At 65.3% G+C, this 15,177-nt stretch carries 9 protein-coding genes and 4 pseudogenes; 11 read left to right on the forward strand and 2 right to left on the reverse strand.

Going from position 1 to position 15,177, the window contains the following annotated elements:
* Positions 1-148 precede the first annotated feature (148 nt).
* From AB0959_RS16650 to AB0959_RS16670, 5 genes and pseudogenes are all read left to right on the forward strand, one after another.
* Positions 149-848 (forward strand): annotated as a pseudogene (locus tag AB0959_RS16650) (IS5 family transposase).
* Positions 849-1,093: 245 nt separating this feature from the next.
* The gene (locus AB0959_RS16655) at positions 1,094-1,432 is read left to right on the forward strand and encodes an LLM class flavin-dependent oxidoreductase (protein ID WP_366827120.1); all 339 of its coding nucleotides are present in this window, start codon (positions 1,094-1,096) and stop codon (positions 1,430-1,432) included.
* A gap of 4 nt (positions 1,433-1,436) precedes the next feature.
* On the forward strand, positions 1,437-2,087 hold the full coding sequence (locus tag AB0959_RS16660; RefSeq protein WP_366827245.1) for an LLM class flavin-dependent oxidoreductase: 651 nt from the start codon (positions 1,437-1,439) through the stop codon (positions 2,085-2,087).
* A gap of 364 nt (positions 2,088-2,451) precedes the next feature.
* Positions 2,452-4,386 carry a condensation domain-containing protein gene (locus AB0959_RS16665; protein WP_366827121.1) on the forward strand — a complete coding sequence of 645 codons (1,935 nt, stop codon included), beginning with the start codon at positions 2,452-2,454 and terminating at the stop codon, positions 4,384-4,386.
* 238 nt (positions 4,387-4,624) lie between these two features.
* Positions 4,625-4,921, forward strand: a pseudogene (locus AB0959_RS16670) (transposase); the annotation flags it as partial.
* Between the two features lie 107 nt (positions 4,922-5,028).
* On the opposite strand, the gene AB0959_RS16675 reads toward AB0959_RS16670, so the two are convergent.
* Positions 5,029-6,009: an ImpB/MucB/SamB family protein gene (locus AB0959_RS16675; RefSeq protein ID WP_366827122.1), complete on the reverse strand. Its 981-nt coding sequence runs from the start codon at positions 6,007-6,009 to the stop codon at positions 5,029-5,031.
* The gene (dnaE, locus tag AB0959_RS16680; RefSeq protein WP_366827123.1) at positions 6,006-9,458 is read right to left on the reverse strand and encodes a DNA polymerase III subunit alpha; all 3,453 of its coding nucleotides are present in this window, start codon (positions 9,456-9,458) and stop codon (positions 6,006-6,008) included. Before dnaE ends, AB0959_RS16675 begins: the two co-directional genes overlap by 4 nt.
* Positions 9,459-10,978: 1,520 nt before the next feature.
* Between dnaE and AB0959_RS16685 the strand changes: the two genes are divergently transcribed.
* The 6 genes and pseudogenes from AB0959_RS16685 to AB0959_RS16710 all read left to right on the forward strand — a co-directional run.
* Positions 10,979-11,281 carry a helix-turn-helix transcriptional regulator gene (locus AB0959_RS16685; RefSeq protein WP_366827124.1) on the forward strand — a complete coding sequence of 101 codons (303 nt, stop codon included), beginning with the start codon at positions 10,979-10,981 and terminating at the stop codon, positions 11,279-11,281.
* A gap of 117 nt (positions 11,282-11,398) precedes the next feature.
* Entirely contained in the window at positions 11,399-12,283 is an 885-nt protein-coding gene (locus AB0959_RS16690; protein WP_366827125.1) for a DUF6083 domain-containing protein, read from the forward strand.
* Positions 12,280-12,780 carry a hypothetical protein gene (locus tag AB0959_RS16695; protein WP_366827126.1) on the forward strand — a complete coding sequence of 167 codons (501 nt, stop codon included), beginning with the start codon at positions 12,280-12,282 and terminating at the stop codon, positions 12,778-12,780. The genes AB0959_RS16690 and AB0959_RS16695 overlap by 4 nt, the downstream gene beginning before the upstream one ends.
* A 9-nt stretch (positions 12,781-12,789) precedes the next feature.
* A pseudogene (locus AB0959_RS16700) lies at positions 12,790-13,440 on the forward strand (DNA helicase); the annotation flags it as partial.
* A 908-nt stretch (positions 13,441-14,348) separates the two neighbouring features.
* Positions 14,349-14,855, forward strand: coding sequence for a SigE family RNA polymerase sigma factor (locus tag AB0959_RS16705; protein ID WP_366827127.1), 507 nt, complete (start codon positions 14,349-14,351; stop codon positions 14,853-14,855).
* A gap of 10 nt (positions 14,856-14,865) precedes the next feature.
* A pseudogene (locus tag AB0959_RS16710) lies at positions 14,866-15,177 on the forward strand (hypothetical protein); the annotation flags it as partial.

The raw sequence follows: 15,177 nt of genomic DNA on the forward strand, positions 1-15,177 counted from the left end.
CACCATCTGCCCTGATGCAGCGTCAGCTCACCAGACTCGAAACTGGCACGCTGACCAGGGCAAATGAAGAAGCGCAACTGGAGTACTAAGAGATTGTCTCACGTGGTGCGAGCTCGTTGCGGCATGATGTCGGGCTGTGGGTGTTGATCTGTCGCGCCGGCTGGTGCCGGATGGGTTGTGGGAGCTGACTGCTCCGTTGTTGCCGGGGTTCAAGTCCCGTCCGCAGGGCGGGGGTACAGCCCCGGTGGACTCACGGCCTGGACGAAAGTGAGGGTGTGGCGGAGGTTGCACCAGGCGGTGCTGGATGAACTCGGCGCGAGAGGCGAGATCGACTGGACTGCGGCGATCGTGGACGCGGCGAGCGTGCGCGCGAAAAGGGGGGCTCGCTGACCGGGCCGAACCCGGTCGATCGCGGCAAGAAGGGCAGCGAGCTGCATGTCCTGTCCGACACCCAGGGCATCCCGCTTACCGTCGGTGTCTCCGGTGCGAACGTTCATGACACCCACGCGCTGCGGCCGTTGGTGGGCGTGATACCGGCGATCCGCTCCCGGCGCGGACCGCGTCGCAGGAAACCGGGCCGGTTCCGGGCGGACAAGGCGTACCACTCCGCCGCTCACCTGGCCTGGCTGCGGGAACGCGGCATCGTCCCGCGTGTCGCCAGGCCCGGCATCGAGTCCGGTGAACGCCTCGGCCGCCACCGCTGGAAGATCGAGCGGTCGATCGCCTGGCTCTTCGGCTATCGCCGCCTCACCGCCCGATACGAACGAAAAGGAGAACACTTCCTCGCCTTCCTCGGCCTCGCAGCCGCCCTGACTTGCTACAAGAAACTCGTGAAACTCACCACGTGAGACATTCTCTAAACTGAAGAAGTATCTTCTTGCTGTCAAATGGGGAATGCGGTCGCAGTTTGTATGCGCCGCGAGCCGCATGAAGCCGCATGCCGCCACTTGTCCCGCCGGCGAGACAAGCGGCGGCACGTATCCGTGTCACCAGTTGGGTCAACGCTGGGCTTGACTTCGACACTGCTGCATAGCATAGCGCCAATGCGCATCAATGATGCTGGTACATCCTGGACCCGGCTCTGCATTGATCGATGAGGGGTGCAAGTGTGGTGGATTTCAGTCTTTTCTACTTTGCCAATGACAGTGGATGTGCCGAGGGGGATCGGTACCGACTACTGATCGATGGCGCTCGTTTCTCGGACGAGCATGGATTCCATTCCATATGGACACCGGAACGCCATTTTCATAATTTCAGAGGAACTTACCCGAATCCGTCGGTAACCAGTGCAGCGATTGCCTCGATCACTAGTCGCGTTAAAATTCGGGCAGGCAGCGTTGCAGCACCCCTGCATTACCCATTGCGGATAGCCGAGGAATGGTCGGTAGTCGACAATATATCGCATGGTCGCGTCGGCGTGTCCTTTGCCTGACGGGATGGGAAACCCTGCGAAGGTGCGGTCATTTCCTCCCCCGGCGCAGGCCGAGTTGCCTGTTTGGATCACTAGCGTTGGCGACGTCGAGACTTTCCGAAGCGCGGGCCGCATAGGTGCTGGGCTGCTTACTCACCTGCCCGGTCAAAGCCCAGATCAATTGACCGAGAAGATCTTCGAGTACCGTAAGGCCGCGTCTGAGGCGAGCCAGGATGGATGGTCGGACCACGTCGTGGTCGTGGTGCACACCTTCCTGGGTGAGGACAATGAGACCGTCCGTGAGCTTGTCAGGCCAGCACTGTCGGCCTACATGCGCAGCTCTCTCTGTCTCATAACCCGGGAGGTGCCGGGGAGGGTGAGAGCGGCCCCGACAACGCCGGGACGGACCAGTACTGCCAGATGGTTTGGGTCCGGCAAGCGTGACGGAGAGGAGTACGAGAGGAATCAGTGGTTACGTCTCTTAAGGACTCACCGGCTCAAATCTGGTGGATACGGGCCGGGTGCGGCGCATCCCCGGACCGGGCGACCGGATGGGGAACTCCTGGGCGTTCATATGGATGTGCGTCGGGAGGCCACGGTGAAGAGCTGCGGGGTAGCCGTGGCGATGCCGCAGGGACAGAGCTGGGCTCCTACTTCATCGAACGAGTCGCAGTGAACACGGGATCCGTCCCGGTCCTGCCCCGTTTCCGGGCTGCCAGCCCGGACGGCGGGCTGGGTCCACTCGGCAGTTCTGCACTTATGCTGGGGATAGTTTATTGCTCGAGAAGGCGCACTGTGTCTTTGCCAGACTCAAGTGGAACCAGCTGAGCGTCCGCAGGTTCTTTGGGCACCATGATCTGGCCTACATAGACTGATTCTATGCCACATGTTCAATTGTTCTCAATAATTACTATGTGGTGCATCAGCGGAATTGTCCACTGAACAGATCCGTCGCGACGAAATTGGGACCGGTGGTATTTATGCTTACTGAAAACGCAATCGAGGCCTTCTCTTCTCGACCGGTGAGGCAGGGACCTCTAATGCAAGGGCAGGAATATTACTGGTTCTTCAGTCATGCAGCTCCTCAGTATGGCGGCATCATCACGACAACCACCTGGTCCCTCCCCAGTGGGGCCACCGTTTCAGTGATCGGAGAAATACTCGACGAGTTGGTACGTCGACACGAAGTGCTACGAAGTACATTTCCCATCTGTGACAATGGCCACCCTGTCCAGCGAATTCATGAGCCTTATCACGTGCAGATTCATCTGGGGGCCGAAGGCGAGGACGCCCAGTGCCTGGCTACACACCTGATGAGTCTATCGATGGACGTCTCTGTCGACTGGCCGGTCAGGGTGGGACTCATAATGAAGGAAAATGAGCCGCATGAACTCGTCCTGGTTGCAAACCACATTGCGATTGACGGGCACACGATCATGCTCCTGCAGCGGGAGTACGAAACTCTGGCAGGTAGGGGAAACTCCCCAGTGCCATTGGGTACGCCTACACAACCTCTTGAGCGCGCCCGCGCGGAGCGGATCAGCAAGCGCACTGACCAGTACTTCCGCGATTTCTTTGACCGAATGCCCAGCAGGATGTTCCATACATATCACCCAGGGGCGCGAAACGGCGGTTCTGGTTTCGATGCCGCAACTCTTTGCATGCCTGGAATTTCCCATTCTGCGGAGCGCATTGCAAAAAGGCATCACGTTACACCTTCGACGGTTTTCGCAACTGCCTACACTATCGTTGTTTCCGCGCTCTCGGGGCAGCGAAGTTGCGCATTCGATTCCGCCTCGATCAACAGGCATGAAGAGGCCACACAGAACGTCGTGGGCTGCCTCTTCCAGCCCGCACTCTCATTTGTGGACGTCCATCCCAGGGCCACTCTCAAGGCGACCCTTCGAGAGGTGTTTCGAGCGACACTTTTGGGTCTCCGGCACGGACAGTATTCCTACTGGCGGATGCGCGAGCTTATGTCCCGTGCATCCAGTACTCGCGGCACAAATCTCCGTTTGGCTGTGCACTATAATTACTTGCCAGTCGATAAGACTCCCAAGCAGGCAATCGCCAGCCGGCCGGAAATATTGCCCTGGCGGTCGTATCCGCTGGAATGGGAGCGGAACGTGGATTGGGAAGACTATGATACCGACCTATATTTCAGGGTTGGAGGGGTCGGTAGTAAACTGGACGCCTTGTTCCTGTTGGCGCACGAGTCGGTGCTCAACCCGTCTCAATTGGAGAATTCCCTAAGGGCTATCGCCGGTATTATAGCGGAGTGGGCTGATCGTGTAGAACTTGAGAATCAGACCATCTCCGACATAGTCGAGCAATTCAATGTTCCAGTCATCAACCCAGGCGCTGACTGGGTTTATGTAGACCATAGCTGGATAAATACCTCTGAGCTGACTGATATCCTAATGGAGTTGCCAGGAGTCGAGTTTGTCGAGGTGCAGGTGACAGCGCCCGGTGTATGTGGCGTGGAAGAGATTGACCACGATGTAGTTGGCAAGTTGATTGCCCATGTTGTGTCGCAACAGCGTGACGTTACCCCGGGCAGACTGCGGCAGCACGTGCTGGCTGCGCTGCCGGATAATCCAGCAATTATCACGCCTCATTGGTTCGCTGTGTTCGATGAGCAGCCCTCTGCGAGCGAGGGGTTGATGAATTGGGGCCGAGTCCGGCTGGAAGGCACCGGTGTCGCCCCCGATCTTGAGGTGTCGACCAGCAGTACAGAGCAGGTGCTCTGCGCGGTCTTCGCTCATTACCACGGATTTCCAGTCGGTAGCCTCGCCGACTCATACGTGCTCGCTGGTGGTGATCCGAGCTTGACACCAGCGCTGGTTCGCCACCTCGCTGACAAGGGGTTTCCTGGATTGCTTCCCGATGACCTTCTCAGCCCACGGCCGTTGAGGGCCATCGCGAAAATAATGGGTGGATTCAGTAACCGTATCCCAACCGAACACGACTTGTGAGTTTTCGCTGGTCAGGCATGGTCTCAGGAGCCATCCGCTTTCCGAAAGATTTGAACACCGATCATGGGTGCGCGATTGGCCGGTCTCACAAGGGATCGGCACGCACCTGGACGCTCCCAGCGATGGTGTCCCGCCGAGTGGTGTATCCGGTCGTGCGAGGCGAACGCGCGGGTGTCTGCAACCGGGGAGTGCACCTTCTGTCTGTGACTGCTCCCTGAGCAGAGGGAGGCTGCGACCAGACATCACCGCGTTCGCGGACTCCCACGGGGTGGCTGGGAAGAAGATCTGGTCGACCAACCCGCTGGAGCTGCTGAACCGGGAGATCAAACGCAGGGGCCGACCTCGTACAGGTCTTCCCCTAACCCACAGCCCTGGACCGGTTCGCCGCCGCGGTCCTGGCCGAGCTTCACGACGAGTGGCAGGTCTTCGACCGCCGCTACCTTTCCGAAAGCTCCACGCCGAACTCTTCACCGCCAAACCGTCCGAGGACGACCGGCAGCATCCCCCGCCAGAACCGAAGCAACTCGGCCAATGACTAAACCACTTCGCGGGACACGATCCTCCCGGCTCGGACGCACCGCTTGGTTGCCCCAGGCGAGGTTTGCATGCGAGCGATGACGAGGTGGTTCTTGGCACAAGCGGTCAGTCTGCCAGGGCTGCTGGACGTACAGCTTCCGTCCCGAATCGTCGGCGGGCGCGGTCGGCGGCGGCTTCGGCTGCACAGGCGCGGACGTCACTGGGATCCAGAGAGAGCTGGTGGTAGGCCCTGTCGGCTGGCAGCAGGTCGTCGGCACGGATCACGAAGGCGCGGACGCGCGCCCGCTGCAGTTCGAGTCTGCTCAGCAGGCCCAGGGCAGTTGCCACGAGGGCGGGTGAGTGGTTGGTGGGTTCAGGCAGTGTGCGCGTACGCGTGGTGGAACTGTGGTCGGCATATCTCACGGTGAGGGTCAGCCGACTGCTGATCTGACGTTCGCCGCGCAGGCGTTGGCCGATCTGGTCGGCCAGTCCCAGGACCGCTTGGTGGTGCTGCGTCGGGTCGAGGCAGTCCCGCTCCAGCACCAGGTCGGCGATCAGGTGCTCCGCCGGTTCCGCGGGGGTGACCGGGCGGGGGTCGTGGCCGCGGGCGCGTTCGGCGAGCAGCCGTGCTTGGCCGACGCCGAGGAGCCGTTGCAGGGTCGCCGAGGGGAGGTCGGTGATCTGGCCGATGGTGTGCAGACCGTATCTGCCGAGCGTCAACGCCGTGGCGCGGCCGATACCGGGCAGCGCGGTGACCGGGCGGGGGTGGAGCCAGTCGGCGGCCCGCTCGGCGGAGACCCAGGTGGTCTCGCCCGGCGCGGACGCGTCGGCCGCCATCGCCGCCAGCATCCGGTTGCCCGCGAGCCCGGCACTGCTGTCGATGCCGTACAGGCCCTTCAGTCTCATCATCGTCATCTGGACCATGTCGTAGGGAGAGAGGTCGAAGTACCTGAGCGCCGAGGTCAGGTCGAGCTGGACGGCGTCGGGCGGCACAGCCTGCACGTGAGGCGTGACGCCGCACATTAGTTCGATTATGTCACCGTACTGGTCCTCGGTGAGCGAGGCGTGCAGGTGGAGGTGGGCGATGTGCCGCTGACGTGTGGTCATCCTGCGCTCCCCGGACTGCGGTGGCCGAACTTCTTCAGGTCGGCGGAGCGGGTGCCGGCGGGCTGGAGATCGGCGTAGGGGTGCAGGCGCGCGCCAGCGGTGCCGTTGACCAGGGTGCGCTGCGGCTGGGCGGGAGTCGGGTGCGGGCGGCTCTCGCCGAGGAGGGCGAGTGCGGCCTCGGGGCCGTTGTCGCGGCGGGCGGCGGCGATCTCGTCCAGGTCCCAGGCCATGGTGCCGACGACGGTACGGCGGGTGCCGCGCACCTGGACCGTACCGCGTACCAACAGCAGCCCGCTGTGGAAGACGGTGTGCGCGCAGGCCGGGTGGGAGTCCTCAAAGAACACCAGGTCGACCAGGCCGAAGCCGTCCTCCAGGGTCACGAAGATGATCCGCTTGCCGCTCGCGATCGGCGGGGTCTGGGTGGAGGCCCGAACACCGGCGACGAGCACCTGCTGACCGGCGCGCATCCCGGCTAGGTGCGCCGCGTCGGTCGCGCCGATCTCCCGCAGCAGCCGGTGGTGGTGCTCCATCAGATGCTTGGAGACATCGATGCCAAGGGTGCTCAGCTCGGCGCTCAGCGCCTCCCGCCCGGTCATCTCCGGCAGCCCGCTCGACTCCGCCCCGCCGACGGCGCCCGCGACGATGGGCAGCTGACCCTCGTACGCGGACCGGGTCCGGGACTGGCGGTGCAACTCGACGATCTGGAGCAGCAGATCACGCCGGGTGAGCCGGCCGTCGTGCAGACGGTTCAGGGCGCCGATCTCCGCGAGGCGATCGGCGACCGGCCTGCTGGGACGGGCCCGCTGCCAGAAGTCCGACAGCGATCCGTACGGCTGCCCCTCCTCGATCCGCGCGCACTCGTCCTCGCTGATGCCGTGCACCGCGGAAAGGGCGAGGCGTACACCCCACTGGTCTCCGTCGGTCTTCTCCACGGTGTGCTTGACCTGGGAGCGGTTGACGTCGACGGGCAGTAGCTGCACGCCGCCTCGGCGGGCGTCGGCGACCAGGACGCGCTTGGGCCACATGCCGGGGTCGTGTTCGAGGAGGCCGGCCAGCAGGAACGCCGGGTAGTGCGCCTTGAGCCAGGCGCTCTGCAACGCCGGTACGGCGAAGGCGACCGCGTGGGCGCGGCAGAAGCCGTACGCGCCGAAGGCCTCGACGGTCTTCCAGACCTCGTCCCGGACGGCCGCGCTGTAGCCACGCGCGCGTGCCCGCTCGTGGAACCAGTCCTTGATCCTGGGCAGTTGCTGCTTGTCGCCGAGGGCCCGCCGGGTGATCTCCGCGAAGGCCCGGTCGCAGCTGGTCATGACTGACAAGGTCTCGATGATCTGCTCGTGCCAGATGGTCACGCCGTAGGTGTCGGCGAGCACCGGCTCTAGGTCCGGATGGGCGTAGGAGGGGGTGCCGCCGTGGCGGGCGGCGACGTAGCGCTCAGGCATGCCCCCGGCGACCGGGCCGGGTCGGAAGAGGCTGATGTCCGCGATGACATCCTGCGGATTGCGAGGCTGCAGCCTGGACAGCAAATCCTGTTGACCGGCTGATTCCAGTTGAAATACACCCAAGGTTTGACTTTCCTGGATGAGTTTGAATGCGAAGACGTCGTCGAGTGGCACCTGCTTGGGGTCGTCGAGGTCGATGCGGTTGCCGGTGGTGCGTTCGATCTCGGCGACGGCGTGGGCCATCGCGGACTGCATGCGCACGCCCAGAACATCCAGTTTGATGTTGCCCAGCGCCTCGATCTCCTCCTTCGCGGCCATCGCCATCGGGTACTCGCCCTGCGGGGTAGGCTGCACCGGCAGCCGGTCCAGGAGCGTCGCATCGCTGATGACCACGCCGCAGGGGTGCATGGCCATGCCGTGAACGAGGGAGTCGAGCCCTTCGGCGAGCTCCCACAGCGGCCCGTACCGGTCCGCCTCACCCGCCAACTGCTGCAACTCGGGCAGCTCGGTGAGCGCGGCGGTGATGTCCGATGCTCGGAAGTGCGGGAAGCTCTTGGCGATCCGGTCCACGTCGGCTGGTGGGATCCCCAATGCGAGGCCGGTGTCTCGAAGAGCTCTGCGGGCGCGGTAGGTCTCGGGCATGGCGGTGACCGCCACGCGTTCCTTGCCGAAGCGATCGAAGATCGTGTCGTAGCACTCGAGCCGTCGGGCGGACTCCACGTCGATGTCGATGTCGGGCAGCGAGGCCCGGCGCACGCTCAGGAAACGTTCGAACAGCAGGCGGTGGTCGAGCGGGTTGGCGGTGGCGATGCGCAGAGCATGGCAGACCATCGACCCGGCGCCCGAGCCGCGAGCCGCGACCCGGATGCCCTTGGCTCGTATGTCGGCCACGACCTGGCCGACGGCGAGGAAGTACGAGTCGTAGTTGAGTGCGGAGATCACATTGAGTTCTTCGTCCAGCCGGTCAAGCGCCACTTGGTCACGGTCAAGGCCGCGTCGGGCCAGGCCCGCCTCGCACTGCCGGCGCAGCAACTGTGCGGCTCCGCCCGCTCGGGGCTCGGCGCCGAACAGGGACGGTTCTGGGAAGTGCCGGGCGCCGAGCCCGAGGTCCGCCAGCGGGTCGACGGTGCACGCGGCCGCCGTGGCGGCGGTGTCCGCCGTCAGACGGCGGGCTCGACGGATGCCCCCTCCAGCACATTCGGCGATCATTCGCGCGACGGTCTCCATCCCTCGTTCGTCCTTGAGCCAGCGCTGTCCGCTGTCCAGGTGCCGCCAGTCGATGGGGCGCAGCAGCCGGGCGGCGTCCAGGACGTCGGCGAGCCGGTGCTGGTCCGGGTCGGCATAGCGGACGGCGTTGGAGAGCACGGCGGTGGTGCCGGTGCGATCGGCCAGGGCGAGGGTGCGGGCGGCCAGGCGCAGGGATCCCGGACCGGTGCCAAAACGTTTCTGTGCAACGGCTTCCAGCCGGACCTCCCGCCCGAAGATCTCCTTCCAGGGCGCCAGCAGCTTCATCGCGACGTCCTCGCGACCCACCGACAGCGCCCGCACCGGCTCCGAGAGCGGCCCGAGCAACACCGTCAGCCCGGGACCGCCGTACTCGCGCAGCGCCTCCCACGGCACCACCGGCGGCGTACCGGACAGGGCGCCGATATGGGCGGCCGACGTGATGCGGCACAGCCGCGCCCAGCCCGCACGGTTCTGCGCGAGCAGCACGAACCGCAGCGGCGGCTCGATCACGTGCGCACCTCCACGCGCCGGGGTACGACGGCGCTGGGCTGGCGGCGGAGGCGCGAGGGCCTTCACCGCCAGGTCGACACCGAAGAGCGGCCGGACCCCTTCCTTCGCGCAAGCCTGCGCGAACCGAACGGCACCGGTGACCGTGTCCCGGTCGGTGAGCGCGAGCGTCGCCATGTGTCGCTCTGCGGCCCGCCGGGCGAGCTGCTCGGGATGGGAGGCGCCGTAGCGGGCGGAGTAACCGGACGCGACGTGCACGTGGGCGAAACCCTCCATGCCGCACCTCCATCACTCCACCCCTTTTGAACCATTCGCCCGATACATTCACCGTACTCTCGTTCGATTACTCTAACCCCATCAACCCCGGTCAGCGACCTACATTCGAACAGATCATCGATTCCTTGGGGGGTGGGCAGCCCCGAAACCAGCACGCCCCGTCAGCTCCCCAGCTGGGTGGGGCGGTTGGAAGAAATCGCCTCGCCATGCGGAATTCGAGGCGGGTGTACGTAACGGCCTGCAAGTTGAACGTTACTTTTGGTAACGGATGAGTCCTCTGTCGATCACCGGCTCTCGGGCTCGCTAATGCCGTCAAGTCGGCCGACCGCCCGCTGTCGCCGATCGCCCTTCGTCAGCAGTTCCCAGTAAAGATCTCCGGAGGAGAGGCCACGCTCCAGGAGGAGAGGAACGCCGGCAACCGATCGAGCTCGGAGGGCAGGGCAGCAGGGCCAAGCCCACATTCACGGGCGATCCGGTCCACCTCGACACACCCATGCCCAGTCGACGAATCCGCGTGTGCTGCAAGGCAGAGAGCGACCAGTCGCAGACTCGGGTCGTCGGCGTCTACGCAGCCGCCTCCTGCCGTACGCAGCGCCCAATCAGCAGCGCGCCTGCGGTCTGGACGTGCGGGTGCCAGCAGAACGTCGTCAAGGATCTGGGCGACCACCGCCCTGCCCCTGGAGTCTGGGACGGTCGGCATTCTATGGAGCCACCGCCCCTGCTCCAGCTCCTTCCACGGGCGTGGATCACGATCGAGGCGAAGACTGCGCAGGACCCCAACCGGCAACCGCACCCGCCCTTCGGAGTCCATTCGCAGCACGCACTGCACGGCAAGGAGCCTGGCCGCAGCCCCGCAGTGGCTCGGCAGGGCCGCGGCCAAATAGCTGAGCATTTCTCGCACACGAATCTGGTCTCCCGGCCCCTTGGGCCGTCGGTCACGACGGCGCGAGGCGCCCTCCGGCGACATTGTGGCCGCACGCAGGAGGGTTTCCGGGACCACGGCCGCCTGCTCCGTCATCGACGCACAGGCCGTACACGCGTCCGCAAGGCGCCAGAGCCGTCCGCCCCGCTCTCGCGCAAGAAGCAGACGGATGGGGCCGGCGCAGCCGCGGTGACGGGGGTGCCAGCGGCAGCCTCGTTCATGACACTGGCAGGTGCGCATGTACGGCGGCAGGACGTCGCGCCTGGCATGCGCAGCCAGATGCTCGATCGCCGCGGAACGTGCGGATACGGCAGCGAGCAGCACGCCCCGGTGGCCACACTGCTGACACACGAGCTGTGGCCCGTCAGCGCCAGGTCGCAGCTCCACAATCCAGGCACGCCTCATCGCTGGGCGTGTTGCGCAGAGCCTCATGGGCGCGCGCTCCTCCCGATTCCGTCCCGCGCCGCCGTCCACCAAGAAGTGCGGCGGGCGCACACGGTAGTGCAGACCCCTGCCCTTTCGCCCTGTGTCGCCACCTGCGGAAATAGGGCAGAGGTCTGCACTGACAGGGCAGGTGCCTGCCCCGTCGGATGGTCAGGTGACGATCTTTCCGCCCGATCCGGACTTCGAGGCACTCCGCCTGGAGCTCGCACGCCTGAGGGCGGCCAAGGGATGGACCTACGACGAACTCGCCGCAAGAAGCGGCCTCGCCCGACGGACTCTGATCGAGATCGAGCAGGGTCGCACGATCGGGACCTTGGAAACCTGGCACGCCCTCGCACATGCCCTGAGCACCCCGCTCGATGAGCTCTTCGCCACCTTGTGCAACGGTCACGAGCCCCCGAGAAGACCGACAGCTGACAGCCCCGGGACGGCCATAACCAACCGCCCGAATCGGTGACTCGGTACGAATGGGCGATCGCATGATCGAAAGTCAGTCCCACCCGATGCGGCAGTCCGGGGGACATCTGCGGTAGCGCCCCCGATGGAGCGGCGTGTTGGCTGGCAGGTTCGCCCCATGCGCTCCACACCCCCGTTTCCACGTCATTGGGATGGCAGCCTCGTCCATGTCCGCACGAGGCGGTCCCTACGCGTAAGCAACGACAGCGTCAGTCGCCTGCTGCGATGCGGTCAGAGCGACCGCTGCCGGGAGTGCGGCAACCGAATCGAGTGGTACCACTGCACCAACGAGCGGCTCATCCGTCTGCATCCTCGCGAGCTGCCCGCCGAGAAGGTGCCCGCCTCATGTCACTGGCACGTCAGTTCCGGTGTTGCTCATCCGGCGCGCGACGGCAGCGGATGGTGTCGCTTGCCGCACAGCATGCTGTGCCCTGCTCTCGAAGGTCAGCCGGCAGTGCCTGAACTGGTAGGACTGCGCCGTGCCCTGGCGGTCAACACCCGACGCCTGATCGTCACTGGTGCCTTCAATCCCAGCTCCGCTCCACCTAACGTCGACGCCTCGCCACGGAATGCCTGTCGGCCAGCGCGGCCCGTCGTACAACTCCTTCACATCCGCTACCTCGCCAACCGGCCGGTGGACGAAATCCAGTGCGTCGCCCAGACCCGACGCCGCCACCGCTGCACAAACTCCCTGCTCACACCGGAAACCCGGGCAGGCACCTGGACACTTGTGCCCGTCACCACAGCACACGGCCAGCTTTCCTTGCCCGGCGAAGTCATGGCCGTCTACGCGCTCACCGGTCTGCCTTATGCCGAGCAACTTCGTTGGAGGGCTCAACGCTGCCCCGAACACGCCGCGATTCCCACAGCCACCGACGTAGCCGTAAACGAGTGGGAGCCTTTCGACCCGCTCATCCACTACGAACACGTGCACGCCCGAATCCCAACGCTGGCCAGGTTTCATGGACCGGCCGGCCGGAGCAGGAAGGCAGCACAGCCGTGACCGCGCACCACGCGATCGAGATCACCCTGACCCGGTCGGCCACTCCTTGTGAGCTGCGTCACGCACGCAGTGTCGTGTCCCTGGGGGCCAACACCGACCGCACCCGGCTGATGGCCCTGCAGCGCGTCAAGACACCTGGACGCGCGCTGCGAGTTCTTCGGCATCGACTCGATGCGCTGCTGCCCATCGCTGTCCTGACTACCCATTACCCGGACCGACAGGGCTGTGTTCTGCTGAACGTCGCTCTCAGCCGCGCCGCCCACACCGCCGTCCGGCAGGCCGCTGCAGCCCGCGGCCAGCAGCCCCGCGACTTCCTCAGGAAGACCGTGACCGCTGCTGTCACCCAACACCAGGAAGAGCGCGTCCGCCATTTGACGCACCAGTTGGAAGGCCTGCTGCCCCATCACAGCCCAGATGAACTACTGCTCTGCGCAGCCAGCACTCTCCTCAAGCACAGCCGGCTGCCAAGCAGCGAAACTTCCTTCACTCCCTCCTGAGGAGCCGTTGTGCCCACCCCGACCGACGAACAGGCCCAAGCCGCAGACGCCTTCCGAGGAGGAGACCACCTCGTCCTGCAAGCAGGAGCCGGTACCGGCAAGGCCACCACCCTCGCGATGCTTGCCGCCAATACCCAACGGCGCGGTCGTTACCTCGCTTTCAACAAGGACATCGCTCGCGACGCCGCCACGCGTCTTCCCCGTACGGTGATGTGCAAGACCGCTCACGCAACCGCGTATGCGGCCCTCGGGCACCGCTACGCCGACCGGCTCAACCGCCCCCGACAGCCTGCCTGGAAGACGGGGCAGGCCCTCGGCATCACTCGATCCATCCGTATCGGTGATCACGAGATCAGCCACAAGACGCTCTCCCACACGGCGCTTCGTACTGTCACGCGCTTCTGCCAATCCGCCGACCGCACTCCGGCTCACCATCACGTACCGCACCTGCGCAACCTCGGAACACGCACCGAACATGCCGAACTCGCTGACGTCATCCTGCCGTTCGCGGTCAAAGCCTGGACCGACCTACAGAGTCCCGACCAAGGCGTGGTCCGCTTCGAACACGACCACTACCTGAAGATGTGGGCCCTGACCGAACCCAAGATCGAAGCCGACTTCCTCTTCCTCGACGAAGCCCAGGACACCAACCCAGTCCTCGGTGTCACCGGGTCAAGGACTGCTCCCGCACCACCTCCGAAGGGATGATCGGCGGGTCACGGGCGATCCTGGACCGTACTGCTCAGTCGCAACAGCCCAGGCGGGAAACCGAATGAACGTGGACGGGACTCTCGCGGGCCGACTTACTGGCCGACTGGGGGCCGGGGTTCGCTCTCGAAGCGCGCCCACGACGGGGCCTTTGGCTTCGGCCCGGAATGGGACGGCAGCTTCCTGCGCCGGTATCCGACAGCAGGCGGTACTGAGCCGGCGATGGCCGCGATGGTGGCCGCGGTCCAGCCAGCGAGTGGTATCGCCTTTCGGCTCGTCTCCCGCGTCGTGCGGTCCGCATGCGTGATGGCGCGCTGCCCGGCGAGTACTTCCTCGACCATCAACACGGTCGCGTCATGAGCAGCCATGACCCCCACCCCGGTCGGACCCGGCTGCGGCTACATACGCGTCATTCAGCAGGCGGCGCAGGCGCTCGGGAAGTTTGACGTCCGCTTCGGCCGGGAGGTCGAACCGAAGATGGAGCAAGTGGCGGCCGCTCATCACACTCACTCGGCACTCCCCTGGCTCCGGTGGCCGCGCTTGCGATGGTCCGCCTAGCAAGTTCCAGCGGGCTGCAGGTTGGAGTAGGGGTGGAGCCGGGCCTCAGCGGTGCCGTCGGTGATAGGGCGATCTCGGTGGTGTGCCGGCCTGGCCAGGCGTTTCAGCTTGGTGCGGGTGCCTTCGATGTCACGAACTGCCCTCTCGCCGCTATGCAGAGGAGGGCGGGCAGGAAGGTCGCATCATGGGGATCGGCAGGATGGGCCTGTGTGGGCTAGGTCACATGACAGAGGTGCATAGTGGGGCAGGGGCCAGTGTCTTTTTGAAGGTACAGGGGCGTGCAAGGGTAAGGGGCGACGCTTATGGGGGAGTTGCGGGCCGATGCATTCGACCGGTTCGTGACGGCTCGGTGGTCGGCGTTGCTTCATCTGGCGCGGCTGCTCACTGGCGGTGACCGGCACCGGGCCGAGGATCTGCTGCAGGAGGCGCTTGTCAAGCTGTGGTTTGCCTGGCCGAAGGTGGGCGAGCAGGCGCCAGAGGCGTATGTGCGCAGGGTCCTTGTCCGTGCCGCGGCTCGCTCGGCACGGCGTCGCTGGTGGGGCGAGCACCCCGTGGACCAGTTGCCCGACCCGCCCGAGGTGGGGGATGAGACCGCCGCCGTGGATGAACGGTCCCGGTTGGAGGCCATGTTGGCGTTGCTGCCGGCGCGGCAGCGGGCTGCGGTGGTGCTGCGCTACTACCAGGACCTGCCCGAACGGCACGTCGCGGAGGTGCTGGGGTGTCCGGTGGGTACCGCCCGTTCGCTCACGGCACGCGGCGTCGCACGGTTGCGGCTGCTTCTGGCTGAGGCAGTCAAGCCAGTGGAGTGAAGAAGGAGCCATGGATCACTTCGAGCAGGACCTGGCACGGATGATGCGTGACAGCCAGGAGGACACGCCCTATGAGGACCGGCACCGCCGCCGACTGCAAGCCGGCGTTCGCGCCCGACGGCGGACCTGGACGACCTGGACGTTCACCTCCGTGCTGACCGCTGCCGGAGTTGGCGTGGGGCTGATGGTCCTGCCGAGTTCTTTCGCTCAGGGCGGGCCTGCTGGCCCTCAGCCCCGCCCTGTCACCTCTGCTGAGTCGGTCCCGATGCCGTCGACGGCCCGCCCCGCATCCACTGCCAAGGGGGCGCCGGTGCCGACCTGC

This window comes from Streptomyces sp. NPDC046862, from assembly GCF_040704615.1.
In the GTDB taxonomy this organism is placed as follows: Bacteria; Actinomycetota; Actinomycetes; order Streptomycetales; family Streptomycetaceae; genus Streptomyces.